Annotated in this window: 17 protein-coding genes and 2 pseudogenes; 8 read left to right on the top strand and 11 right to left on the bottom strand. The window is 70.4% G+C overall.

Going from position 1 to position 24,794, the window contains the following annotated elements; all coding sequences use genetic code 11:
- Nucleotides 1-157 precede the first annotated feature (157 nt).
- Nucleotides 158-592, bottom strand: a pseudogene (gene nrdR, locus Dfulv_RS08450) (transcriptional regulator NrdR); the annotation flags it as partial.
- A 277-nt stretch (nt 593-869) separates the two neighbouring features.
- Entirely contained in the window at nt 870-1,157 is a 288-nt protein-coding gene (locus tag Dfulv_RS08445; RefSeq protein ID WP_259862082.1) for a LysM peptidoglycan-binding domain-containing protein, read from the bottom strand.
- A gap of 412 nt (nt 1,158-1,569) precedes the next feature.
- On the opposite strand from Dfulv_RS08445, the gene lexA reads away from it, so the two are divergent.
- Nucleotides 1,570-2,250 (top strand): transcriptional repressor LexA, encoded by a 681-nt coding sequence (gene lexA / locus Dfulv_RS08440; RefSeq protein ID WP_259867547.1) that lies wholly within the window; start codon nt 1,570-1,572, stop codon nt 2,248-2,250.
- A gap of 283 nt (nt 2,251-2,533) precedes the next feature.
- On the opposite strand, the gene Dfulv_RS08435 is transcribed toward lexA, so the two are convergent.
- Together Dfulv_RS08435 and hflX are read right to left on the bottom strand one after the other, a co-directional pair.
- On the bottom strand, nt 2,534-4,108 hold the full coding sequence (locus tag Dfulv_RS08435; protein WP_259862081.1) for an esterase-like activity of phytase family protein: 1,575 nt from the start codon (nt 4,106-4,108) through the stop codon (nt 2,534-2,536).
- Between the two features lie 75 nt (nt 4,109-4,183).
- Entirely contained in the window at nt 4,184-5,602 is a 1,419-nt protein-coding gene (gene hflX / locus Dfulv_RS08430) for a GTPase HflX (RefSeq protein WP_259862080.1), read from the bottom strand.
- 149 nt (nt 5,603-5,751) lie between these two features.
- On the opposite strand from hflX, the gene Dfulv_RS08425 reads away from it, so the two are divergent.
- Complete coding sequence (locus tag Dfulv_RS08425; protein WP_259862079.1) at nt 5,752-7,185, top strand: NAD-dependent malic enzyme; 1,434 nt, start codon at nt 5,752-5,754, stop codon at nt 7,183-7,185.
- Nucleotides 7,186-7,299: 114 nt separating this feature from the next.
- Here the strand turns inward: Dfulv_RS08425 and Dfulv_RS48530 are convergent.
- The 4 genes and pseudogenes from Dfulv_RS48530 to Dfulv_RS08400 all read right to left on the bottom strand — a co-directional run bounded on the left by Dfulv_RS48530 (nt 7,300) and on the right by Dfulv_RS08400 (nt 11,313).
- Nucleotides 7,300-8,768: pseudogene (locus Dfulv_RS48530) on the bottom strand (NF041680 family putative transposase).
- A 112-nt stretch (nt 8,769-8,880) separates the two neighbouring features.
- Nucleotides 8,881-9,735: a diaminopimelate epimerase gene (dapF, locus tag Dfulv_RS08410; protein WP_259862078.1), complete on the bottom strand. Its 855-nt coding sequence runs from the start codon at nt 9,733-9,735 to the stop codon at nt 8,881-8,883.
- Between the two features lie 4 nt (nt 9,736-9,739).
- A complete protein-coding gene (miaA, locus tag Dfulv_RS08405) occupies nt 9,740-10,642 on the bottom strand; it encodes a tRNA (adenosine(37)-N6)-dimethylallyltransferase MiaA (RefSeq protein ID WP_259862077.1) in 903 nt (300 codons plus the stop codon).
- On the bottom strand, nt 10,639-11,313 hold the full coding sequence (locus Dfulv_RS08400) for a class III extradiol dioxygenase subunit B-like domain-containing protein (RefSeq protein WP_259862076.1): 675 nt from the start codon (nt 11,311-11,313) through the stop codon (nt 10,639-10,641). The genes miaA and Dfulv_RS08400 overlap by 4 nt, the downstream gene beginning before the upstream one ends.
- A gap of 195 nt (nt 11,314-11,508) precedes the next feature.
- Here Dfulv_RS08400 and Dfulv_RS08395 point away from each other — a divergent pair, with 195 nt between their 5' ends.
- Nucleotides 11,509-12,717, top strand: a complete 1,209-nt coding sequence (locus Dfulv_RS08395) for a DUF349 domain-containing protein (protein WP_259862075.1) — start codon at nt 11,509-11,511, stop codon at nt 12,715-12,717.
- A gap of 1,291 nt (nt 12,718-14,008) precedes the next feature.
- Here the strand turns inward: Dfulv_RS08395 and miaB are convergent.
- Nucleotides 14,009-15,487 (bottom strand): tRNA (N6-isopentenyl adenosine(37)-C2)-methylthiotransferase MiaB, encoded by a 1,479-nt coding sequence (miaB, locus tag Dfulv_RS08390; RefSeq protein ID WP_259862074.1) that lies wholly within the window; start codon nt 15,485-15,487, stop codon nt 14,009-14,011.
- A 13-nt stretch (nt 15,488-15,500) separates the two neighbouring features.
- A complete protein-coding gene (surE, locus tag Dfulv_RS08385) occupies nt 15,501-16,286 on the bottom strand; it encodes a 5'/3'-nucleotidase SurE (RefSeq protein ID WP_259862073.1) in 786 nt (261 codons plus the stop codon).
- A gap of 118 nt (nt 16,287-16,404) precedes the next feature.
- Between surE and Dfulv_RS08380 the strand changes: the two genes are divergently transcribed.
- From Dfulv_RS08380 to Dfulv_RS08360, 5 genes are all read left to right on the top strand, one after another.
- Entirely contained in the window at nt 16,405-17,148 is a 744-nt protein-coding gene (locus tag Dfulv_RS08380) for an amino acid ABC transporter ATP-binding protein (RefSeq protein WP_319805776.1), read from the top strand.
- 66 nt (nt 17,149-17,214) lie between these two features.
- Nucleotides 17,215-18,180, top strand: coding sequence for a glutamate ABC transporter substrate-binding protein (locus tag Dfulv_RS08375; protein ID WP_259862072.1), 966 nt, complete (start codon nt 17,215-17,217; stop codon nt 18,178-18,180).
- A gap of 58 nt (nt 18,181-18,238) precedes the next feature.
- Nucleotides 18,239-18,895 carry an amino acid ABC transporter permease gene (locus Dfulv_RS08370; RefSeq protein WP_259862071.1) on the top strand — a complete coding sequence of 219 codons (657 nt, stop codon included), beginning with the start codon at nt 18,239-18,241 and terminating at the stop codon, nt 18,893-18,895.
- Nucleotides 18,892-19,764, top strand: a complete 873-nt coding sequence (locus Dfulv_RS08365) for an amino acid ABC transporter permease (RefSeq protein WP_259862070.1) — start codon at nt 18,892-18,894, stop codon at nt 19,762-19,764. The genes Dfulv_RS08370 and Dfulv_RS08365 overlap by 4 nt, the downstream gene beginning before the upstream one ends.
- A gap of 40 nt (nt 19,765-19,804) precedes the next feature.
- Nucleotides 19,805-22,654, top strand: coding sequence for an ABC transporter substrate-binding protein (locus Dfulv_RS08360; protein ID WP_259862069.1), 2,850 nt, complete (start codon nt 19,805-19,807; stop codon nt 22,652-22,654).
- Here the strand turns inward: Dfulv_RS08360 and rny are convergent.
- Nucleotides 22,651-24,432 (bottom strand): ribonuclease Y, encoded by a 1,782-nt coding sequence (gene rny, locus Dfulv_RS08355; RefSeq protein ID WP_259862068.1) that lies wholly within the window; start codon nt 24,430-24,432, stop codon nt 22,651-22,653. The genes Dfulv_RS08360 and rny overlap by 4 nt on opposite strands.
- Between the last annotated feature and the right edge of the window lie 362 nt (nt 24,433-24,794).

Below are 24,794 nucleotides of genomic sequence, written 5' to 3'. Positions count from 1 at the left end.
AGTTGTGGTTTCCGCGTCAGGCGACCGGGCGCGCGGTGTGCACGCCTCCGGTCGCCGTCAGCGCGTTGTCGGCCGGTTCCCCGGCCTCCCCCCGCTGTTCCTTCGCCTGCGCCGGCGGTTGCTGGTGCTGTGTCGGCGGCTGTTGCTTCTGCCCGGCCCGCAGCGCGGCGATCTCCCGCTCGAAGTCGCTCAGCGAGTCGAACGACCGGTACACGCTCGCGAACCGCAGGTAGGCGACCTCGTCGAGCTCCCGCAGCGGCGCGAGGATGGCCAGGCCGACCTCGTGGCTGGGCAGCTCGGCGGCGCCCCTGGCGCGCACCGTCTCCTCGACCTTCTGCGCGAGCAATGCGATCGCGTCCTCGTCGACCGGCCGTCCCTGGCAGGCCTTCCGCACTCCGGCGATGATCTTCGAGCGACTGAACGGCTCGGTCACCCCGCTGCGCTTGACCACCGCGAGCACGGCCTCCTCGACCGTCGTGAACCGCCGGCCGCATTCCGGGCAGGACCGGCGCCGCCGGATGATCTGGCCATCCTCTGCCTCACGGGAGTCGACCACCCGCGAGTCGGCGTGCCGGCAGTACGGGCACCGCATTGATGGACCTTCTCTCAGTCTACGCCGGATATGTCCGTATAAAACGCACACGGACATCCAGCGGTCGCCCTTGGTGCGGACTCCGCCGGAAAATTACGTTCATTAAGGGTGATTGCCGAATCCACAACCTGTGGACGACTTACAGCCCTGTAACTACTACATCTAGGGGTAGACGCTATGCCGACGCCTACGCCGACGCAAGTCAAACGCGGATCCCGACACGTTTGTGTCGCGCGTCTCAACAGGTTGGACGACCCTCGATCAAGATTCGCCCTGCTCAGCGGGTGCGTGGCAAGATCAACCGCTGCCCGGCGTCGATCCCGTAACCGTCCAAGTTGTTGAGACGACGAATGTCCTCGACCGTAGCGTCACGACCACGCGACCCTGCGTGACGTCTTGCGATTTCCCACAACGTGTCGCCCGGCTGCACGATCACGGTCGGGGCGGGGCCGGGCGGGTCGGCGGCTCGGCCGGGCGCGGACACCAGCACCAGCAGACCCCCTGCGACGGCGAGCAGGAAACAGAACACCACGATGCGGCCCCGCCGGGTCAGGCGAATCGGCACGGCTCCCCCTCGTATTCGTACAGCCGTTCTATCGAACGGACGTACGATCGTCCTATCAGAGCGAGAAGACGCGTGTCGAGCAGACTCGCCGAAAAACAGCGCGCCACGTAGTACAGATGTTTGAAACTGGCACACTTCGGCGATACGGTGATCCACACACGATCAAGGCGTTGTGGGTGTTGACGATCGTGGCAGAGCGAGACATGACAGCCTGGGCCGCCCAGCCGGGCGGGCAGGTCGACGGGCCACCCCACGGTCCGTCCGCACGCGCAGCGGCTGCGCGTGTCGACAGAGGGAGGACGACGTGTCAGCCGACGACCGCACCGACGCACCCGTGAGCGAGCCGGCCGAGGTCACCGCGATTGGCCGTGGCACCCGCCGTGGCACCCGCCGGCGCGGAGGCGAGCCGGAGATGCGCGCGGTGACCGCGGTGGTCAGCGCGTTCCCCGACCTGTTCGCCGCCGATCTGACCGTCCGGCAGCGCCGGATCCTCGAGTTCATCCGCAGCGCCGTCGAGCGCAACGGTTATCCGCCGAGCGTCCGCGAGATCGGCGAGGCGGTCGGCCTGGTCTCCCCGTCGAGCGTCGCCTACCAGCTGAAGGAGCTCGAGCGGAAGGGCTACCTCCGCCGCGACCCCAACCGCCCGCGCGCCGTCGACGTCCGCCCGCCCAGCGAGCTGGTGTCCGTCGACGAGGAGGCGGCCCGTGCGGCCCGTCCGTCGCCGGCCTACGTCCCGGTGCTCGGCCGCATCGCCGCCGGTGGCCCGATCCTGGCCGAGCAGGCGGTGGAGGACGTGTTCCCGCTCCCCCGCGAGCTGGTCGGCGAGGGCACGCTCTTCATGCTGCAGGTCAAGGGCGACTCGATGCTCGACGCCGCGATCTGCGACGGCGACTGGGTCGTCGTCCGCCAGCAGCCCAACGCCAACAACGGCGACATCGTGGCCGCCATGCTCGAGGGCGAAGCGACCGTCAAGACCTACCGCAACCGCGACGGCCACGTCTGGCTCATGCCGCAGAACGCCGCCTTCGACCCCATCCCGGGCGACAACGCGACCATCCTGGGCCGGGTCGTGACGGTGGTCCGCCGCATCTGACGGCCGGCCGCCTCCGACCATCGCTCATCGAGACGGTGAGGCTCCCCAGCCAGGAGCCTCACCGTGCGAACGCCAGGACCCGCCGGCCGCCGCGAGGACGGGACCAGCGCCGCGGTGCATGGTTGCGCTCCTAACCGCCGCGGTGCATGGTTGCGCTCCTAACCGCCGCGGTCCTCAGCCGACGCAGCCATCCAGCGCGGTCGGCACAGCGACCCGCCCGGGCGGGCGAGGGCAGCGCGGGCGGGGGCCGACCCCATCGGCTGGGCCGCCGTCGGGGCGAGCGTCAGTGGTGTGGGGCGTAGCCGCGGTCGTAGCCGTCGTAGTCGCCGGGGGGTTGGCTTCGGCCATACACGCCGCCGGTCTGGCCCGACGGGGGCGGTGGCGGAGGGAAGCCGTCCTGCTGGCCGAAGCCGCGAGGGGCCGGAGGTTGCTGGCCGTGGCCGGCCGAGCCGTAGCCGCCCCGGCCGTACACCTGGCCGCCCCCGTCCCGACCGTCCTGGTCGTAGCCGGCCGGACCGGGACTCGGCGGGGCAGCGCCGTAGACGGTGCCGCCGCGGTTGGTGGCCGGCGCCGGAGCAGCCGGGCGGGCACCGCCGTAGACCGTGCCACCCGGGCCGCCGAGGCCCCCCGGGCCACCCGAACCACCGGGCGGACCGTCGTCGAACGGGTCGTCACCCGGGCGGCCGTCAAAACCGCCACCCGGGCCGCCGACCGAGGCCGCAGCACGGACCGGGGCGGCGGGCGGCGCATCACGGCGGGCCGTGCGCGCGCGACGGATGCCGAAGATGCCGGCCACGACGAGGATGAGGCCCACGATGCCGATGGCCGCCACCGCATACGTGATGTCCTGGAGCGTCAGGCTCTGCAGGAACGACTGGTCGCCGCCCTTCGGTGTGGGCAGGTCGGCGCCGGCGCCCTTGCCCGGGTTGATGTTGGTCGGCGTGTACCGCAGCAGGGGGGCCTTTTTCGACGAGTCGACGTCCGAGGCGGTGATGTAGGTCTTGCCGTCGGCCGAATACGTGATCGCCTCGCCCTGGGGCTCGTTCGGCAGCGGGGTGATGCGCGGCTTGCCGGTCGTGATCGCCTTGACCACGTCGCCACCCGGGACGTCGAACTCGTATGCGTCCGAATACGTCCGGATGACGACCTTCGAGCCGTCGGGCGACGACGCCGCCCCGGTGACGAGCTTCCAGCCGAGCAGGCCGAGCGGGTTGGGTGTCTTGGTGTCCTGGGCCGTGAAGGTGCCGACCTTCTTGAGCTTCACACCCTCCTGGGTCTTCGGCTGCAGCGGCCCCTCGGGGACCCAGACCTCGCTGGGCGGCGCCTTGGTGATGATGATCGGGCTGCCGTCTGCGGCCAGGAGCATCGCCTCGGCGTCGTGCTTCTTACCGTCCGGATATGCGAGCCGGTGGATCGTCGGCTCCTTGGAGCCGGCCGGCAGGCTCCACACCGCGACCGTCGAGCGCGGCTCCTTGGTGCCGCCGCTGGCCTCGTCGTTGTCGCCGATGTCGGCGATCCAGAGCGTGCCGTTCTTGTCGATCGCCAGGTCTTCAGGGTCACGCGCCATGGTGGGGTAGTTGATCGTGTTGACCAGCTTGCACGCGCCGTCGAGCTGGAAGATCTTTGCCTTGTTGCCGCCGGACTGGCTGTCCTGCACGGCGTAGTAGCCGGTGGCGGTGGCGACGAGGCCGGAGATCTCGTTCACCTGGCGACTGTCCGGCGTGCAGACGGCCTGGCCGGAGCCGGACGCGGCGGGTGCCGGCTGGCTCGACGGGGACGGCGCTGCCGCCGCCGGAGATGCCAGCCCGGCCAGCAGACTCAGAACCGCGGCCGTCCAGAGCCCCACCCGTCGTCGCATCGCACAAGTCTGGCAGAGCCGGGCCGGTTGTGGGTGTGCCCGGCCCGGCTGTCACTCCCTGTAATTGCAGAATCCCTATGCGGACATGGCGAACGGGGCGAGCTCGGCGGCAAGCGCCTCGGTGACCCGCGCGCGGATTCGTGTTCCCTCGGCCAGGTGCGCGGTTTCGAGCACCTCGCCGATGGCGTGGACACGGGCGACCAGGTCGCCGCGGTCATACGGCACAACGGCCGTCAGCTCGATCGCCGGCCACGGCAGCCGGTCCTCGACCGCCGCACGGACGTCGTCGATGCCGACACCGGTGCGGGCCGACGTGAAGACGGCGTCGGGCCACAGGCGCTTGAGCCGCAGCTGGGTCTCCTCGTCGGCGGCGTCGACCTTGTTGACCACGAGCAGCTCGAGCACCGCGTCGGCGCCGACCTCGGCCAGCACTTCACGTACTGCCCGGACCTGCTCTTCCGGGTCCGGGTGGGCGCCGTCGACCACGTGGAGCACCAGATCGGCCTCGGCCACCTCCTCGAGGGTCGACCGGAACGCCTCGACCAGCTGGTGCGGCAGGTGCCGGACGAACCCGACGGTGTCCGACAGCGTGTAGATCCGCCCGTCCGCCGCGCGTGCCCGCCGGGTGGTGGTGTCGAGGGTGGCGAACAGCGCGTCCTCGACCAGCACTCCAGCGCCGGTCAGCCGGTTGAGCAGGCTGGACTTGCCGGCGTTGGTGTAGCCGGCGATGGCCACGCTCGGCACCCGGTTGCGCCGGCGGGTGGACCGCTTGGTGTCGCGGATGGTCGCCATCGCGGCGATCTCCCGCTTGAGGCGTGCAATGCGGTGGCGGATGCGCCGCCGGTCGGTCTCCAGCTTGGTCTCACCGGGACCGCGCAGGCCGACGCCGCCGTTGCCGCTGGCCGAACCACCGGTCTGCCGGCTGAGCGCCTCGCCCCAACCGCGCAGTCGCGGCAGGAAGTATTGCAGCTGGGCCAACTCGACCTGGGCCTTGCCCTCCTTGCTCTTGGCGTGCTGGGCGAAGATGTCGAGGATCAGCGCGGTGCGGTCGATGACCTTCACGTTGACCTGCGACTCCAGGGTGCGCAGCTGGGACGGCGACAGCTCGCCGTCGCAGATGACGGTGTCCGCGCCGGTGCTCCGGACGACGGCGCGCAGCTCGTCGACCTTGCCCCGGCCGATGTACGTCGAAGAGTCCGGCCGGCTGCGCCGCTGGATCAGCCCGTCAAGAACCTGCGATCCGGCGGTCTCGGCCAGCGCGGCCAGCTCGGTCAGGGAATTTTCGGCGTCGGTGGCGGAGCCCTCCGTCCACACCCCGACCAGGATCACCCGCTCGAGGCGCAGCTGCCGGTATTCGACCTCGGTGACGTCGGCGAGCTCCGTGGAAAGGCCGGCGACGCGTCGGAGGGCGTGGCGCTCCTCAAGCTCGAGATCACCCGCGTCGAACTCGACATCGTCCGCAAGTTCCTCGAACGTCGCTCGTGCTCGCAACATGTACTCCTAGATGGTGCGGTGACAACCCGTCAATCGTGACACCTCAGGCATCCGAAAGCACTTGATATTGGCAGTACGGCCATCGACCTGTCACAATCCGGAGGTCCCCGGTGCGGCAACCGGGTGACCAGCAGGGTGAGAATGGGCACGTGACACCTGCCACGCACCGTTTACCCAGCGCCGGGTTCTCCATCACCATTCGTGTCTCCGTGTTGGCCGATGCCTCCGCGATCGGCCGCCTCACGACCGCGGTCGGCGAGTCGGGCGGCATCGTCACCGCCGTCGACGTCGTCGACTCCGACAGTGCCAACGTCGTCGTCGACCTCACCTGCGACACCGCCGACTCGGCCCATGCCGAGCAGGTCGTCGCGGGCCTGGAGAAGCTCGACGGGGTCGATGTCCGCAAGGTCTCCGACCGCACGTTCCTCCTGCACCTCGGCGGCAAGATCGAGGTCGCGCCCAAGGTCGCCCTCCGCAACCGCGACGAGCTCTCCCGCGCGTACACGCCCGGTGTGGCCCGCGTCTGCCTCGCCATCGCCGAGAATCCCGACGACGCCCGCCGCCTGACGATCAAGCGCAACACGGTCGCCGTCGTCACGGACGGCTCGGCCGTGCTCGGCCTCGGCAACATCGGGCCGTATGCCGCGATGCCCGTCATGGAGGGCAAGGCCGCCCTGTTCAAGCGCTTCGGCGGGGTCGACGCCTGGCCCGTCGTGCTCGACACGCAGGACACGGAAGAGATCATTTCGATCGTGCGGGCGATCGCGCCGGCCTACGGCGGCATCAACCTCGAGGACATCGCCGCGCCGCGCTGCTTCGAGATCGAGGAGCGGCTCCGCGACCAGCTCGACATCCCCGTCTTCCACGACGACCAGCACGGCACGGCGATCTGCGTCCTGGCCGCCCTCACCAACGCCCTGCGGGTGGTCGGCAAGCCGATCAACCAGGTCCGGGTGGTCGTCAGCGGCGCCGGCGCCGCCGGCACGGCCATCATCAAGCTCCTGCTGCGCCAGGGCGTCGGCGACGTGATCGCCTCCGACCGGCCGGGCGCGCTGCACCGGGGCATGACCGGGCTGTCGAGGTCCTGGCAGTGGCTGGTCGACAACACCAACAAGGACGACTACCGGGGTGACCTGCGCGGCGCGGTGGTCGGCGCCGACGTGTTCATCGGGGTGAGCGCCCCCAACCTGCTCACCGGCGACGACATCGCCAAGATGGCGCCCGACTCGATCGTGTTCGCCCTGGCCAACCCCGACCCGGAGGTCGACCCGCGGGAGGCCCGCGAGCACGCCGCGATCGTCGCCACCGGCCGCTCCGACCAGCCCAACCAGATCAACAACGTGCTGGCCTTCCCCGGCGTGTTCCGGGGCATGCTCGACGCGCAGGCGCGGGAGTTCACCGAGGCGATGGCCCTGGCGGCCGCTCGGGCGATCGCCGACACGGTCGGCGAGGACAAGCTCAACCCGACCGTCATCGTCCCCAGCGTCTTCGACGCCCGGGTCGCCCCCGCCGTGGCCGCGGCGGTGCGGGCGGCGGCCAAGGGCCCGCACCTCGACTCCACGCCGGACGGCGAGGCGTCCTAGTCCCGCCCCATCCGGGTTGATCATGCAGTTGTGGCGCCTCGACACTCTGTCTTGTCCGAGTTTGTCAGGCACCACAACTGCATGATCAACGCACGGGGGCGGCTAGCTTGATCTTTAACCTGTGCGGCGCGGTCGGGGGTTGACGGATTTCTTCTTCGTTGGTTGCGGTTGCCAAGTGTCGCCGCTGCTGGCGAGATGGACCTGGTAGCGGCGGGCGGGATGGGTGTTGCGGCGGCCGGGTGGCCGTCCGGGGCCTGGCCGGGTGGGTTTCGGTGCCTGGGCTGGACAGGTGGTTGTCGGGCGGAGGTGCCGAAATCCGCGCCGGACCCGGGCTGGGCTGAGCCTGTCCGGTGGTGTGGGCTGTTCCCATGGCCGGCGTAGGTCGGCGGCGAGGGGCCGGGCGAGGCGCAGTTGGGTGTAGGCGGCGATGAGCAGCCAGGTCCAACGGTCCGCAGCGTCCGGGCTGCGCAGTTTCGGGGTGGTCCAGCCGAGGGTCTGTTTGAGGAACCGGAATGTGTGTTCGATGTCGAAGCGGCGCAGGAACGCCTGCCACAGCAGGTTGACCGTGGCCGGGTCCGGGTTGTGGTCCGCGCCGCTGGAGTACCACAGCCACACCGGTTTCGCGGTCGCGCCGGACGGCAGCCGCTCGACGTCGAGGCGGATGACCGTGCCGGGCAGGATGGGCAGGTCGGGGCAGTCGGCCCAGGCGGCGCGACGGGTTAACCGGGGGTGCAACTGGTGCCAGGCACGGGCGATCGCCGCGCCGTAGAGGCGTGTCTCGGTCACCGTGGCCACGTCCGGGGCGCCCCAGCTGGTCGGGTCGGCGAAGATGAACTCGCCGCCGTGGCGGCGCCGTCGGCCCAGCGTGCCGGGCGTGTGCGGGGGTGCGGCCCGGCGCAGCACCCGGTCCGAGCGCAGCCGCGCCAGGACCCGTACCGGCAGGTCTCGCAGCAGATACGCGAGGCGGGACGCGTCGTAGCCGGCGTCCATCACGACCCAGATGTCGGCATCGCCGGGCTGCCGGTGCCCGGCGGTGATGAGCCGGGCCACGACGTCACGCAGTTGCACGGCGGTGACCGCGGCCAGGTCCGCGCCCGCGCGAGACGGACCGCGTCCAGCGGCGCGGTCCACGACGTTCGACCGGTCTGCAACGCCACCACGAACGAGTACGGCCAGCCCGGGATCATGATGTGCTGGTCCTTGCCCCGGCCGTAGGTGTGGCACAGGATCCGCTCCGGTGCGGTATGCGCCTCCGGCCGTAGCCAGCTGGTGACATCCACTGCCAGGACGATCCGGTCGTCCGCTGCCCGGGGTATCGGCGCGGCGGTCAGTGCGGCGCGCAGCCGGCCCACGTCGATGCGGCCTTGCGCGAGGGCGTCGTACGACGCGCCGTGCCCACGCCGATGCTCGGCCACCAGCGACAACTCAGCCAACGAACGCACTGGCCCGTCGGCGCACAACACCGCGTCGGTGAGCTCGAACAACGCGTCACCACGGCCGGTCAGACACCGGTAGACCTCACGCCGGAACGCGGCAAGGTCCCCGGCCGCATCCACCGGCCGGGCCTCAGGCACACTGATCATGGACAGCCCTTGGTTGTGGTGTTCTTCCCTAGACAAGAGGAATGATCACCCAAGGGCTGTTCCCATGATCAGCCGGGGTCGATGCCGACCCCGCGGAAGGTTAAAGTCCAAGCTAGGAGTGTGCCGGGGCCAGCTGGCGGATGGCCTGCTCGTCGACGTCGCCGTGGGCGACGATCACCGCGGGTCCCTGGAGCACGCACTCCATCGGGGTCGACGTCACCGTGAGCCGGCCGCCGGGCACGTCGACCACCACGACGCCCGACTCCAGGCCGGCGTGGTGCAGCGCCACGGCGGCGACGGCGCAGGCGCCGGAGCCGCAGGACTGGGTCTCGCCGGAGCCGCGCTCGTAGACGCGCATCCGCCGGTAGAGATCAGCGCCGACCGGCGGTGAGCCGGCCGCGGAGAACTCGACGTTGACACCGGCGGGGAAGATCAGCGGGTCGACCGCGGGTGCGGCGGTCAGGTCGAGGCGCTCGAGCGTCGGCTCGTCGACCGGGCACACCAGGTGGGGGTTGCCGACGTCGACGGCGGTGCCGGTGAACGTCGCGCCGTTCGTGCCGGCGTCGCTCTGCACGTACACCCTCGGGACCGGCATCCCGGCGGCGATCTCCTCGCCGATCGTCACCGGCACCACGCCGGCCCGGGTGACGAGGTTGAACGACCCCTCGGGGGCGACGAGACCGGCCTCGGCGAGATACCGCGCGTAGACCCGCACCCCGTTGCCGCACATCTCCGACTGGGAACCGTCGGAGTTCCAGTAGTCCATGAACCACTCGGCGGCGGCCGAGGACGCCTCGGCGTCGGGGTGGGCGGCGCTGCGCACGACCCTCAGGACGCCGTCGGCGCCGATCCCGCGGCGGCGGTCGCACAGCGCGGCGACGAACGCCGGGGTCAACGGCAGCACACCGTCCGGATCGGGCAGGATGACGAAGTCGTTGCCCGTGCCGTGTCCTTTGGCGAAGCGCATGGCGTCAATCTTGCCGCACGACGCCCAGCGCCGCCGCCGTGATGTCCGCCGCCGCGCCGTCGAGCCACACGATCCGCTGGTCACGGCGGAACCAGGACCGTTGCCGGCGCACGAACCGCCGGGTGGCCCGCACCGTCTCGGCGCGCGCCTCGCCCTCTTCGCACCCTTCCGCGAGGAACGTGAGGATCTGCTGGTACCCCAGGGCGCGGCCGGCCGTCCGCCCTTCCCGCAGGCCCTGCCGTTCGAGCGCGCGTACCTCATCGACGAACCCGGCGGCCCACATGGCGTCGACGCGCCGCTCGATCCGCGCGTCGAGCAGCCCGGTGTCGACGTCGACGCCGATCTGGAGGGCGTCGTACACCGGGCGCGGCTCCGGCAGCTGCGCGGCGAACGCGCCGCCGGTGAGCGCGATGACCTCCAGCGCGCGCACGATGCGCCGGCCGTTGCCGGGGAGGATCCGTTCCGCGGCGGCCGGGTCGGCGGCGGCCAGCCGCGCGTACAGCGGCGCGGGGCCGGCCCGCTCCAGCTCCTCCTCCAGCTCGGCGCGCAGCCGCGGATCCGTGCCCGGGAACTCGAAGTCCTCGAGGACGGCCCGGACGTACAGACCCGAACCGCCGACCAGCAGCGGGACCCTGCCCCGGCTCGCCACGTCGTCGATCGCGGCGCGGGCGAGCCGCTGGTAGACGGCAACGCTGGCGGGCTCCCGGACGTCCCAGATGTCCAGCACGTGGTGGGGGATCCCGGCCCGCTCGGCGACGGTGAGCTTGGCGGTGCCGATGTCCATCCCGCGGTACAACTGCATCGAGTCGGCGTTGATCACCTCACCGCCGAGCGCCTCGGCGAGGTGGAGGCTGAGCGCGGACTTGCCGGCCGCCGTCGGCCCGACGATCGCGACGACCCTCGTCATCGCCAGCTCGCCACCAGGTAACCGACCCCGTACGGTGCGTCGTCGTAGAGCACCTCGGCGTGCCTCGGCTCGTCGCCCGCCGCTCCGGCCAGCACCTGCCAGGGGGCGCGACCGGCGACCAGCAGTTCGTCGGCCAGGCCCGTGTCGAGCGCCATCAGGGCCCGCGTGTCGGCCTCGGCCAGGGCGTCCGCCACGGCCGCGTCGAACCCGGCCGCGCGCGGGTCGAGGTACCCCGGCGCCTTCTCGCTCCGGCAGGCCGAGGCGTCACCGAGGACCAGCAGCCCGACGCGCTCGGCCTCGGCGGCAAGCGAACGTCCGAGTTCAGCGCATTCGCCCGGAGACGCGGTTGATGCCACACTCTGGAAGGCGCCGGCCTGCGGCGCCAGCCACGCGCCGATCAGCAAGCTCAGGGGCAACGGGTCACCGCCGGGTGTTCCGACCGGCAGATCGATCCCCCATGGGGACAGGGTCCCCCCGAAGGGCGGATGACGGCGTACCGTCGTGGTATCGGCACCGACGACGATGAGCGAGTCGACCGAGGCATTCGCCAGGTGCGCCATGGCGGCGCGGCAGGCAGCCCGCAGGTCGTCGAGCTCGCTCGCCGCCCCGGCGGCCACCTCCGGCACGAGCAACGGCGGATGTGGACAGACTGCGGCGGCGACGAGTGACACGGCATAACGTTATCGGGGACGGTCCTTGCGCAACCGTGCGGCCTGCGAATGGCACCGGAATGGTCACGGTTCGGCCGCAGGCCCTCGACCAGCCCCGGGGCACACCTGTGAGAATGCCCTGGGGAACTTTGCTGTGCGATGGCGGCGTGACGGTGGGATACCCGATCCCGCGGGCGCCGGGAGCGAGGATGGGCGATGAGCGACCCTACGACGTATGGACGGATCGACGCTGACGGCAACGTGTTCGTGAAGACGGCTGCCGGCGAACGGGCCATCGGTTCATGGCAGGCCGGGACCCCGGAGGAGGGCCTCGCGCACTTCGCGCGCCGGTTCGCCGACCTGGTCACCGAGGTCGACCTGATCGAGGCACGGCTCGCCAGCGGCGCGGCGGACGCCGGACAGTCGCTGTCCACCATCCGCCGCCTGCGCAGCGGCCTGGACGAGGCGCACGTCGTCGGCGACATCGACGGGCTCGCCGCCCGGCTCGACAAGCTGACCACGGTCGCCGAGGAGAAGGCCGGCGCCGCGCGGGCGGCCCGGGACGCGGCGCGCGCCGAGGCCCTCGCCCGCAAGACCAGGCTGATCGAGGAGGCGGAGCACATCGCCGCCGAGGCAACCGGCTGGAAGACCGCCGGCGACCGGCTCAAGGAGATCCTCGACGAGTGGAAGTCGATCCACGGCGTCGAGAAGAAGGCCGAGGGCGAGTTGTGGAAGCGGTACGCCGCAGCCCGCGACGCCTTCACCCGCCGCCGGGGCGCGCACTTCGCGACACTGGACGCCACCCGCAAGCAGGCGCAGGGTCGCAAGGAGGAACTGGTCACGGAGGCCGAGTCGATCGCCGACTCCACCGAGTGGAACGCGACGGCGGCCCGCCTCAAAGATCTCATGACCGAATGGAAGACCGCTCCCCGGGCCGCGAAGGAGACCGAGCAGCGGCTGTGGGAACGCTTCCGGGCCGCGCAGGACTCGTTCTTCAAGCGGCGCAGTGAGGTCTTCAGCGCCCGTGACGCCGAGTTCAAGGGCAACCTGGAGCGCAAGCAGGAACTGCTCGCCCAGGCCGAGGCGCTCGACATCGACGGCGACCCGAAGGCCGCCCAGGCGAAGCTCCGCGAGATCCAGGGCACCTGGCACGAGGTGGGCCGGGTGCCGCGCGAGTCCCAGTCCGGCCTGGACCGCCGCCTGCGCACGGTCGAGGACAGGGTCAAGGCCGCGATGGACGCCGCCTGGCGCCGCACCCCGCCGGAGGCCAGCCCGCTGCTCGCCCAGATGCGCGAGCAGGTGGCCCGGGCGGAGCAGCAGCTGGCAAGCGCCCAGGCCGCCGGCGACCAGCGTCGGATCAAGGAGGCCGAGAAGGCCCTCGAGTCGAAGCGCAAGTTCCTGGCCATGGCCGAGCACTCCAGCTGACCGGTTCACAAGCCTCTCCAGTGACGGGCATCGCCCGTCCGACATAAAAAAGTTGACCACTACACGCCATGTGCGTGTAGTGGTCAACGTCGTTTCTGGGGTTGGTCGTCGGTCCACGGCTTCACGGCGGGCGGGTTTCCCTTGCAGGGTGGTGGGTTGGTTCGGCTCGACGCTGGCGGCCGGGCCGTGGTTGTGTGGGCGGGCTCCGGCGGGGCGGCCGCGAGGCGTCGTGAGCCGACAGGAACCCGAGGCGGCAGGCAGCCCAGTCGACCAGGCACCCGAGACGGCTGGCAGCCCGAAACGACCGGCAGCCCGAAACGACCGGCAGCCGGAACGGTTTCGGCCAGCGACGCCGGCTGTCAAGAGACGGATTCGCCTTGCAGACCGGCGGCTGCGACCTGCCATTCCGATGGCAGCCTTGATAGACGGCTGATCAACAGGCACACAGAGCACGAGAACGCGTACTCAGAGCGACTGCGTGGCTGCGTCAACGGGTCCGTCGATCATTGCCACCATCGAGATCCCAGCCTCGAGTGCCGACGACCTTCCCGATGTGGACATTCAGGACATCACGGTGCATCGGTAGTCGTAAATATCTGCACTTTTTCATGATCCCGAAGACTTGTGGCACTCCAGGCAGCGCAAAGTCTTCGGGATCATGAAAAAGTGCGGCATATGGCATCAATTATCGTCGATGCGATACCTCCAAGGTGGACATTGACTTGCTGGACATGGATGACCCCACCGGTCAGCGACCTCGCAATCACAGATCGTTTTTCGAACGACGAGCGGCCGCTGGCAACGACCGATCGCTGCCGAAGCGGAGACCAAGGCCCGGCCTGCAGACCGCCAACCGGACGACAGACCGGCTAGCGGACAGGGTCGCAAGCCGAGCCGCAGCAAGCCGAGCCGGAGCAAGCCGAGCGAGAAGGGCCGAACGGGAGTAGCCGAGCACGGAGGGCCGACCACGAAGGACCGACCACGAAGGACCGACCACGAAGGACCGACCACAAGCCAGCCGAGCACCGGCAAGTCGGGCACATGTAAACCGGGCACATGTAAACCGGGCACGCAAAGCGAGCATGCGCAGCCGAGCACGCACCCAGCCGAGCAATCAACAGAACCGGCACGCGCAAGCCCAGCACACGCAAGCCCGGCACGCACAAACCCGGCACGCGCAAGCCCGGCGCACGCAAACCCGGCACGCGCGAAGTCGAGAATCGGCGAGTCGAACGTGCGCCGGCTGGAGGAGAGCCGGCCGGCGGAGGCGTCCCCGAGCGAGGGGCAGCTGTCAGCAGGAGTTGGTCGTCGGCTGGGGTGGCGGCGAGCCGATCGTGGGCATGCCCAGCGAAACGCCCGGGGTGCGGGTCACCCGGCCGGCTTCCCACGCGTCGCCGGCGCGGGTGCGGCGGTGGGAGACCAGCGGGCCGTCGGCGTTGAGGTGATGCGGAGCCGCGTAGGTCACCGTTGTGTGGACCACGTCGCCGGGGCGGATGCCGGCCGCCGGGTCGGCCGAGAAGTGGACCAGGCGGCCGTCGCGGGCGCGGCCCGACAGGCGGCCCGTCGCGCCGTCCTTGCGGCCCTCGCCGACGGCTGCCAGGACTTCGAGCGTCCGGCCGACGAGCTTCTTGTTCTCCGCCCAGCTGATCTCTTCGAGTGTGGCGATCAGCCGGTCGTACCGCTCCTGGACGACCGCCTTCGGCACCTGGTCCTCCATCGTCGCGGCGGGGGTGCCGGGGCGCTTGGAGTACTGGAACGTGAAGGCGCTGGAGTAGCGCGCCGCCCGGACGACGTCCAGGGTGCGCTCGAAGTCGGCGTCGGTCTCGCCGGGGAAGCCGACGATGATGTCCGTGGTGATCGCGGCGTCCGGCATCGCGGCCCGGACCTTGTCGATGATGCCCAGGTAGCGTTCGGCGCGGTACGACCGGCGCATCGCCCGCAGCACCGCGTCGGAGCCCGACTGCAGCGGCATGTGCAGGGAGTGGCACACGTTCGGCGTCTCGGCCATCGCGGCGATCACGTCGTCGGTGAAGTCTTTCGGGTGCGGGCTGGTGAACCGCACACGCTCCAGACCTTCGACGGAGCCGCAGGCGCGCAGCAGCTTGCCGAAGGCGAAGCGGTCGCCGAACTCGACGCCGTAGGAGTTGACGTTCTGCCCCAGCAGCGTCACTTCCAGTACACCTTCGGCGGCCAACGCCCGGACCTCGGCCAGGATGTCGCCGGGCCGGCGGTCCTTCTCCTTGCCGCGCAGCGACGGCACGATGCAGAAGGTGCAGGTGTTGTTGCAGCCCACGGAGATCGACACCCAGCCGGCGTAGGTCGACTCACGGCGGGTCGGCAGCGTGGAGGGGAAGACCTCCAGCGACTCGAGGATCTCGACCTCGGCGCCGGCGTTGTGCCGGGCGCGCTCGAGCAGCACCGGCAGCGAGCCGATGTTGTGGGTGCCGAAGACCACGTCGACCCAGGGCGCCTTCTTGACGATCTCGCCGCGGTCCTTCTGCGCCAGGCAGCCGCCGACGGCGATCTGCATGCCGGGATTGGCGCTCTTGGTCGGCCGCAGGTGGCCGAGGTTGCCGTAGAGGCGGTTGTCGGCGTTCTCCCGCACCGCGCACGTGTTGAACACGACCACGTCGGGGTCGCCGTCGGCCGCCGCCGGGACATAGCCGGCGTCCTCCAGCAGACCCGAGATGCGCTCGGAGTCGTGCGCGTTCATCTGGCAGCCGTACGTGATCACCTTGAAGGTGCGCGGCGCGGAAAAAGGAGCAGTCATGGCAGCACGAAGTCTAGCCCCCGACATGCTCCCCGGACGGATCCACCAACCCCGGCAGCGATACGTCCAGAGCCTCGTGGGGCGGCCGGATCGGCGTCACCGACACGTAGCCGTCGAGCAGCCACGCATCGTCGCTGCCGGGCTCCGCGCCACCGTCCAACTGCTCCAAGGACATGCGCACGAAGCCTTCACCCTGCTCCAGCAGCGTCATCTGCACCGTGCCGAACTCGGCGAGGTGCGCCCGCCGGATGCCGCGCAGGTCACCGGCCGCCACGTTCGGGACGTTGACGTTGAGCACGAACGGGCCGGTGAGCAGGGGCATCAGGGTGCCGGCGACCTCGGCGGCGGTCTCCCAGTGCGGCTCGGCCGCGGCGCGCGGGTCGAAGGACACGCCGAGGGAGACGGCCATCGCGCGGCAGCCGTTGTCGACCGCGGTGAACGCCGCGCCGACCGTCCCGGAGTGCAGGACCGCGGCACCCGTGTTCGGGCCCCGGTTGATCCCGGACAGGACCACGGCCGGCGGCTCGCCGAACGCGCCGCGGGTCGCGATGAGCACGATGAACGCCGGCGAGGCGGCGACGGCGAACGCCGGTACCGCGGCCAGGGGCGGTGGCAGGATGCGCTCTTCCATGCTGATGCGCCCGCCCACATCGACGGCGGTGAGCGAGGCGCTGGCGCCGCTCGCCTCCTTCGCCGGGGCGGCGACCACGACGTCGTGTCCGGCCCGGACGGCCGTCGCGGCGAGTGCGTGGAGCCCGGGGCTGTCGATGCCGTCGTCGTTGGTCACCAGAATTCTCATGGTCGACAGTGTGACAAAAGGGCCTCGCCGTTATCGGTCCGTGACCGCTGCGCCGCCGTTCAGGGGCGCTGCCGCGGCTAACGTTTCCCGAAAGCATTCCCACGCAGCGAGGCGGACGATGACAGACGAACCTTTGATCGTGCTCAATGGCGTGAACAAGTGGTTCGGCGAGTTGCACGTTCTGAAGGACATCAACCTGTCGATCGGCCGCGGTGAGGTCGTGGTCGTCGTCGGGCCCTCCGGTTCGGGCAAGTCGACACTCTGCCGCGCCATCAACCGGCTGGAGCCGATCAACGACGGCGAGATCGTCTTCGATGGCACACGGCTGCCCGAGGAGGGCCGCCCGCTCGCCCGGTTGCGCAGCGAGGTCGGCATGGTGTTCCAGTCGTTCAACCTGTTCGCGCACAAGACAGTGCTGGAAAACGTGATGTTGGGGCCGGTCAAGGTCCGTAAGGAGAAGCCGGCCGTGGTGCGCGAGCGCGCCATGGGGCTGCTCGACCGGGTCGGCATCGGCACGCAGGCGGAGAAGTACCCGGCACAGCTCTCGGGCGGCCAGCAGCAGCGCGCGGCGATCGCCCGGGCGCTCGCCATGCAGCCGAAGGCCATGCTGTTCGACGAGCCGACGAGCGCCCTCGACCCCGAAATGGTCGGCGAGGTGCTCGACGTGATGACGGGGCTGGCCCGGGAAGGCATGACCATGGTCGTGGTCACCCACGAGATGGGGTTTGCCCGCCACGCGGCCAATCGCGTCGTCTTCATGGCCGACGGCCAGTTGGTGGAGGAAGCGGCGCCGGCCGATTTCTTCGCCAACCCGAAGAGCGACCGGGCAAAGGACTTCCTGTCGAAGATCCTGACGCACTGACCGGTGCGTTTCCGGCCGTCCGGCGACCCCGGGCGGCCTTGAGGTGATGGAAAGGAGCACGCAATCATGCGAATCACGCGGATCGCGGCGGTAGCCGCAGTCGCCACCCTTGCACTGGGCCTTGCCGCTTGCGGCAAGGAGGGCGAGCCGACCCCGGAGACCCCGGGGGCCACCGGGTCGAACGCACCGGCCAGCGATAGCTGCAGTTCGTCGGGCGTGACGCTCACCCCGGCCAGCAACGTCGCGATCACCGGCAGCCCGACCTTCGACAAGGTCAAGTCGGCGGGCAAGGTGGTCGTCGGTGTCAAGTACGACCAGCCGAACCTCGGCTACAAGGACGCGTCCGGCAAGCGCTGCGGTTTCGACATCGAGATCGCGCAGCTGATCGCGTCGAAGCTGGGCATCGACCCGGCGAAGATCGAGTACAAGGAGATCCCGTCCCCCAACCGCGAGACGGCGATCAAGAGCGGTGAGGTCGACTACTACGTCGGCACCTACTCGATCACCGACAAGCGCAAGACCGACGTCTCGTTCGCCGGCCCGTACTTCATCGCCGCGCAGGACCTGCTGGTCCGCAAGGACGACAGCGCGATCACCGGCGCCGACTCGCTCAAGGGCAAGACGATCTGCTCCGTGACCGGCTCGACCCCGATCCAGCGGGTGCGCGATCAGAAGCTGACCGAGCCCGGCGGCAAGATCGTCGAGTTCGGCACCTACTCCGAGTGCGTGTCGCAGCTGATCGACAAGAAGGTCGACGCGGTGACCACGGACGACGCGATCCTCAAGGGCTACGCGGCGCAGAACCCGGCGCTGCTGAAGGTCGTCGGCAAGCCGTTCATCAACCCGGCGACGAGCCAGCCGTACCCCGAGAAGTACGGCATCGGCCTGAACCACGACGACAAGGCACTGCGCGACTTCGTCAACGCCTCGCTCGAGGCCGCCTTCGGCGACGGCACGTGGCAGAAGATCTACGACGGCACGCTCGGCAAGTCGGGCTCGTCGGCCACCCCGCCGACGCTCGAGAAGTACTAGTCGACACCACGAGGGGCGCCGCCGCGAGCGGCGCCCCTTCCCCTTCCCCGAGGTCTTCATGGGTTCGTTCTGGCACGTACTGACCGACAACTGGGACGTCATCGGCCCACACTTCCTGTCGACGATCGAGCTGTTTGTGATCGCCGCCGTGAGTTCCCTGGTTCTCGGCACGCTGCTCACGGCGATGCGGGTGTCCCCGATCCCGGCACTGCGCGCGTTCGGCACGTCCTACGTGCAACTGCTGCGCAACACGCCGCTGACGCTGGTCTTCGCGCTGCTCGTCTTCGCGGTGCCGAAGCTCAACGTGACCTTCGACTACTTCACCGGCGCGTGCATCGCGCTCACGGCCTACACCAGCGCGTTCGTCTGCGAGGTGCTGCGCTCCGGCATCAACACGGTGCCGGTCGGGCAGGCCGAGGCCGCCCGCGCGCTCGGCATGACGTTCGGCCAGGTGCTCGGCTCGGTTGTGCTGCCGCAGGCGTTCCGCAGCATCGTGCCACCGATGATGAGCGTGCTCATCGCCATGCTGAAGAACACCACCGTCGCGGCCGGCTTCTCGGTCGCCGAGGCCGGCGCCATCCGCGCCTACCTCGCCGAGCGTGGTGAAAACCAGATCCAGGTCCTGCTCTGGATCGCCATCGGCTTCCTGATCATCATCGCCCCGCTGGTCTACCTGCAGCGGCGGCTCGAACGGCGCTGGAAGGTCGCGCGATGACCAACGTGCTCTACGACCTGCCCGGACCCAAGGCGCGGCTGCGTAACCGAATCATCGGCGTGGTGAGCGCTCTCGCGATCCTGGCCCTGCTCGGGTACATCGTGTACCGCTTCAACGAGACCGGCCAGTTCGAGTCGATCAAGTGGCAGCAGTTCCAGTACACGGCGATCCAGGAGCAACTGCTCCAGGGCTACCTGACCACGTTGCGGGCGGCGGGCGCCGCCGCGGTGCTGGCGCTCGCCTTCGGTGCGATCTTCGCCGCCGGCCGGCTGAGCGACCACGCATTCTTCCGGGCGCCGTCGACCGTGGTGGTCGAGCTGTTCCGGGCGATCCCGCTGCTGATCCTGATCTTCTTCGCGTACTACGGGCCGCTCCAGCTCGGCTTCAAGATCGAACCGTTCTGGCCGCTCGTCATCGGCCTGACCCTCTACAACGGCTCGGTGCTGGCGGAGATCTTCCGCGCCGGCATCGAGGCGGTCTCGCGCGGGCAGTCCGAGGCGGCGTACGCCCTGGGCATGCGCAAGACCCAGGTGATGACGCTCATCCTGCTGCCGCAGGCGGTGCGCTCGATGCTCCCGGCGATCGTGAGCCAGCTCGTGGTCCTACTGAAGGACACCGCGCTCGGGTTCATCATCACCGTGCCGGAGCTGCTGACCGTCGGCAAGCAGATCGGTGGCCGCCTGACGTTCGGGTTCCCCTACGTGCCGAGCTACCTGATCGTCGCCGCCATCTACATCGCGACCTGCGGCCTGCTCAGCTACTTCGCCTACTGGCTGCAGAAGCGGATGAGCCGTGGCGGCCGGCGGATGAAGACGACGGCGCGACCGGCCCCTGCGACGACGGAAACCGGAAGTGCAGCTGCCGTTTGAGGCGATTGGCAAGGTTGCGCCCGGTGCGTACGCTGCCCGGGTGGCGGACAGCGGTTTTCGGCTAGGCATCGACTTCGGCACCTCGAACACCGTCGCGGTCCTGCGTTGGCCGGACGGCCGCACCAAGCCCCTGCTCTTCGACGGATCACCGCTGCTGCCGTCGGCCGTTTACGTCAACGCCGACGGCACGATCCTCACCGGGCGCGACGCCGTCCACTCGGCACGCCTGCAACCGCACCGGTTCGAGCCGTATCCGAAGCGCCGCGTCGAAGAGAGCGTCGTCTGGCTCGGCGAGCGTGACGTGCCCGTGCTGGAGCTCGTCGCGAGCGTCCTGCGCCGGGTCGCCGCCGAGGCCGAGCGGGTGGCGGGAGCCAAGCCCGGCCAGGTGATGATCACGCACCCGGCGACGTGGCCGCCGCAGCGCCGCCAGACGCTCGCGCAGGCCGCGACGGCGGCGGGGCTGCCGGCGCCGCTGCTGTCCCCCGAGCCGGTCGCCGCCGCGTCCTATTTTGTCGGTACGGTCGGCACGCACGTCCCGGTGGGCGGCGTCGCCGTCGTCTACGACTTCGGTGCCGGCACCTTCGACGCGAGTGTGGTGCGCCGCAACGCGGGCGGCGGCTTCGACGTGCTCGTGAGCGAGGGCCTGCCCGACGCGGGCGGTCTCGACGTCGATGCGGCCGTGGTGGCGTACCTCGGGCGCAACTTCGCCGGCCGCGAGGGCGACCAGTGGCGGCGCCTCACCAACCCGGAGAGCGAGACCGACCGGCGGGCCGCCTGGCAGCTGTGGGAGGACGCCCGGCTGGCGAAGGAGATGCTGAGCCGGGCCGCGACGACGTACGTGCACGTGCCGCTGTTCGACGAGAGCGTGCCGATCGGCCGGGAGCAGTTGGAGCAGCTGGCCAAGCCGATCCTGGACCGCACGGTGACCACGACGCAGATCGCCCTCCGGTCCGCCGGGGTGGCGCAGTCACCGGTCGTGGCCGTGTTCCTCGTCGGCGGCTCCAGCCGGATCCCGCTCGCGGCGACCCTGCTGCACCGGGCCATGGGACTGGCACCGACCGCGATCGAGCAGCCGGAACTGGTAGTGGCCGAGGGTGCGCTGCACCTGGCGCCGCCGACCGGCCGGGCGGCGGTCGGCGGCGTGGGCGCGACCGGGTCGCCGATCGTCCCCTCCCCCATCTCCGGCGGTCCGCGGCCGACCTCGGGCGGCGGAACACCGGCAGGGCCGGGCGGGACGGAGCCGAGCGGCGACGTCGCGGCCTCGCCTGTGTCAGGGGTTCCCACCTCCGGCCAGCCGGTGTCGGGCCAGCCCGTCTCGGGCGAGCCGGCGTTCAGCATGCCGTCGTTGACACCGCACCTGCCGCCGCTGCTGCAGACCGGCTCGATGCCGATCGTGCCGACGCAGCCCACCTCGGGGCAGCCGGTGAGCCCGCCACCCGTGCCGAACCAGCCGCGGCCGGTGAGCACGCCGCCGTCACCGGTGAGCACGCCGCCGGTCCAGCAGCCACCGATGGTCCAGCGGCCGCCCGTTCAGCAGCCGGTCGGATACCAGCAGCAGCGGCCCCCGGTGTACCAGCCACCGGTCGTCCAGCAGCCACCGGTCGCCCACCGGCCGCCGGTGCAGCCGGTCTCCGTGCCGCAGATCCCCGTGCAGCAACCGCCACCGGCCTGGCAGCAGCCCGTACAGCCGCCGAATCAGAAGCGCTCGGGTGCCCTGGTCGCGGCGATCGGCGGCAGCGTGCTGGCGCTGCTGCTCGTGGTCGGCGGGCTCATCTGGTGGGTCAACCGCGACGGCGGCGACGAGCCGGGCGGCGACCCGTCGAAGCAGGCGGCGCCGGCCGTGTCCCCGGCGTGCGGGAACAAGATCGCCTATCTCGGCATGGCCAGCGGCACCAACTCCGAGGACGGCGTCATGATGCGCAACAGCGTCAAGATGGCGGTCGAGGACTTCAACACCAAAAACCCGTCGTGCGGGGTGGAGTTCGCGGAGTTCGACACGCAGGGCAAAGAAGACCTCAGCAAGTCCAAGGCACAGGATCTCGCCGACGATCCCAAGATCATGGGCGTGGTCGGGCCGGTGTACCGCAACGAGATCCTCGCCGCCGGGCCGATCCTCGACGAGGCCGGTGTCCCGATGATCACGCCGTTCTCGCCCGACGACGACCTGACCACGCGGGGCTGGGCGACGTTCCACCGGATCATCGGCTCGGACACGGACCAGGCGGCGGCCGGCGGGCGCTACCTGAAAAACGTCCTGAAGGCGAAGAAGGTCGTGATCGTGTACGACGACACGGACTTCGGCACGGTGGGACGCAAAGGGGCGTCGGACGCGCTGGGTCCGACCGCGAGCAGCACGGTCTCGATCCGGCGGGCGGACAAGGACTTCGCGTCGGCGGTCAAGCAGGTCACGGACGCCAACCCCGACGGGGTGTACTTCGCCGGTCAGGCCGACGACGGGGCGATCTTCGTGAAGGCGCTGCGGACTGCCAAGCCGACGATCGCGGTCGTGGCGGCGGACCGGATCTTCACGCAGGGCTTCGTCAACAACACCGCCGGCGCGGCCGACGGCGTGGTCATCACCTGCCCGTGCCTGCCCCCGGAGAAGGCCGGCGACGACTTCGGGTCGCGCTACCAGGCCAAGTACGGCAAGACGGCCACCTACTACGGCCCCGAGTCGTACGACGCCGCGAACGTCTACCTGGCCGGCCTCCTCGCCGGCAAGGGCACCCGGGCGGACATGCAGGCCTTCGTGAAGTCGTACGACGGCAAGGGCGTGTCCCGGTCGATCAAGTTCGACCGGGACGGCAACCTCAACGTTCCGGATCCGGTGATCTGGTCGTACAAGGTGGCGAACCCCTACGTGAAGCCGGACGCGAAGATCGCTCCCTAGCGGGCGATCTCCGTCACCCGCGACTCGCGGACCACGGTGACGCGGATCTGGCCGGGGTAGGTCAGCTCCTCCTCGATCTGCTTCGCCACGTCCCGGGCCAGCACGGCCGCCCCGATGTCGTCGACGTCGTCGGGGCGGACCATGACCCGGATCTCGCGGCCGGCCTGCATCGCGAAGACCTTCTCGACGCCCGACTTGCCGCCGGCGATCTCCTCGATGCGCTCGAGGCGCTTGACGTACGCCTCCAGGCTCTCCCGCCGCGCCCCCGGCCGGCCGCCGGAGCAGGCGTCGGACGCCTGGGTGAGGACCGCCTCGATCGTCTGCGGCAGCACCTCGTTGTGGTGCGCCTCGATCGCGTGCACGACGTCCTCGTGCTCGCCGTACTTGCGGGCCACGTCGGCGCCGATCAGCGCGTGGCTGCCCTCGACCTCGTGGGTGAGCGCCTTGCCGATGTCGTGCAGAAACGCGCACCGCTTGATGAGCGCCGGGTCGAGCCGCAGCTCGGAGGCCATGATCCCGGCGATGTGCGCGGTTTCCACCAGGTGCTTGAGCACGTTCTGGCCGTAGCTGGTGCGGTACCGCAGCCGGCCCAGCAGCGTCATGAGCTCCGGGTGCAGGTCGGTGATGCCGACCTCAACGAGCGCGTCCTCGGCGGCCCGGCTGCACAGCCGCTCGACCTCGTGCTTGGCCTGCTCGAAGACCTCCTCGATGCGGTGCGGGTGGATCCGCCCGTCGAGCACCAGCTTCTCCAGGGTGAGCCGGCCGATCTCGCGCCGTACCGGATCGAAGCAGGACAGCAGCACCGCCTCCGGCGTGTCGTCGATGATGAGGTTGACCCCCGTCGTCGACTCGAACGCCCGGATGTTGCGCCCCTCGCGGCCGATGATCCGGCCCTTCATCTCGTCGCTGGGCAGGTGCAGCACGCTGACGACACTCTCCGCGGTCTGCTCGCTGGCGACCCGCTGGATGGCGTCGACGACGATGTGCCGGGCCCGCTGCTCGGCGGTGCTGCGCGCGTCGTTCTCGATGTCCCGCACGAGCAGCGCGGCCTCCCGCTTGGCCTGCCCCTCGATCGTCTCGATGACCTCGACCCGGGCGGCGTCGGCGGTGAGCCCGGCGATGCGCTCCAGCTCCTCGTGGTGCCGCTCCTCCGCTTCGGCGAGTTCCGCCTCACGGCGCGTGAACGCCGCTTCACGTTCCAAGAGATCGGCCTCGGTACCGCTGATGCGCCGGTCCCGCTCCGCCAGCCGCTCGGCCTCCTCGGCGAGCAGCCGCTCCCGCTCGTCCAACCGGCGCTGCCGGCGCTCGGCATCCTGGGACTGCTCCTTGGCGACGGCCGTGAGCTGGCTGACCTCCCGCTCGCCGGCGCGGCGGGCGGTGGCTCTGGCCTGCTCGGCGTCCTGCTCCGCCTGCCGGTGGGCCCGCTCCAGGAGCGAGTCGGCCTCGGCCCGGGCGGCGTCCTGAATCCGCCGCGCCTCCGAGCGCGCGGAGGACGCTTCGGCCTTGGCTGCCGCGGCCTCGGTACGGGCAGCAGCCGCCGCCGCCCGCGCCTCATCAACGGCGGCGGTCGCGTCTTCGGCGGCGGTGCGCAACGATGCGAGAGAATGTTCCTGGCGGTCCTTCTCGGCGAGGAACGCCGGGTCGTCGGCGGCCGGCGCCACAGGCACAGGCGCGACACTGAGCCGCCGGACCACCTTGAGGGCCGCGACGACCACGACAACGACCACCACAACGAGGACGGCGACCGCAACGGCTAGGACGATCTCGATCCCGCTCACGCCGCCACCTCGAAGCGCTTCGCACCGTTCCGCCCGGCGGCAGCACCCGTGCGGCCGTTCAGGCGGCCACCGGTCAACACCGTGATGACTGGACCGTGGTTCTCGACTCCGGCTCGGCCGCTACTGTCCGGGCCTCGGCCGGCACTGCCTCGGTCCGCGCTTCCCAGGCTTGCTCGGCCGGCAACACCTCCGATGATGGCCCTATGGGTGTCGCCGCTCTGGTCGTCAGTTATGTCGGCGCCAGGTATGTCGACGGCCTCGCGGTCGCCGGCCCGACTGGCGTGGGCATTCGGGTCGCAGAGGATGACACGGGCGCATTCCGTCACGACGTCACCTCGCTCCGCTCGGCGTCGCACATATGG

Origin of the sequence: Dactylosporangium fulvum (genome assembly GCF_025137375.1) — a bacterium.
Taxonomy (GTDB): domain Bacteria; phylum Actinomycetota; class Actinomycetes; order Mycobacteriales; family Micromonosporaceae; genus Dactylosporangium; species Dactylosporangium fulvum.
This window is presented reverse-complemented; position numbering and strand designations above follow the sequence as displayed.

What these genes read in the sequence shown, in the direction of transcription:
- lexA (WP_259867547.1), top strand. Translation starts at nt 1,570, where the DNA reads ATGCGCGCGGTGACCGCGGTGGTCAGCGCGTTCCCCGACCTGTTCGCC.
- Dfulv_RS08435 (WP_259862081.1), bottom strand. Translation starts at nt 4,108, where the DNA reads ATGCGACGACGGGTGGGGCTCTGGACGGCCGCGGTTCTGAGTCTGCTG.
- hflX (WP_259862080.1), bottom strand. Translation starts at nt 5,602, where the DNA reads ATGTTGCGAGCACGAGCGACGTTCGAGGAACTTGCGGACGATGTCGAG.
- dapF (WP_259862078.1), bottom strand. Translation starts at nt 9,735, where the DNA reads ATGCGCTTCGCCAAAGGACACGGCACGGGCAACGACTTCGTCATCCTG.
- miaA (WP_259862077.1), bottom strand. Translation starts at nt 10,642, where the DNA reads ATGACGAGGGTCGTCGCGATCGTCGGGCCGACGGCGGCCGGCAAGTCC.
- Dfulv_RS08395 (WP_259862075.1), top strand. Translation starts at nt 11,509, where the DNA reads ATGAGCGACCCTACGACGTATGGACGGATCGACGCTGACGGCAACGTG.
- miaB (WP_259862074.1), bottom strand. Translation starts at nt 15,487, where the DNA reads ATGACTGCTCCTTTTTCCGCGCCGCGCACCTTCAAGGTGATCACGTAC.
- surE (WP_259862073.1), bottom strand. Translation starts at nt 16,286, where the DNA reads ATGAGAATTCTGGTGACCAACGACGACGGCATCGACAGCCCCGGGCTC.
- Dfulv_RS08380 (WP_319805776.1), top strand. Translation starts at nt 16,405, where the DNA reads ATGACAGACGAACCTTTGATCGTGCTCAATGGCGTGAACAAGTGGTTC.
- Dfulv_RS08375 (WP_259862072.1), top strand. Translation starts at nt 17,215, where the DNA reads ATGCGAATCACGCGGATCGCGGCGGTAGCCGCAGTCGCCACCCTTGCA.
- Dfulv_RS08370 (WP_259862071.1), top strand. Translation starts at nt 18,239, where the DNA reads ATGGGTTCGTTCTGGCACGTACTGACCGACAACTGGGACGTCATCGGC.
- Dfulv_RS08365 (WP_259862070.1), top strand. Translation starts at nt 18,892, where the DNA reads ATGACCAACGTGCTCTACGACCTGCCCGGACCCAAGGCGCGGCTGCGT.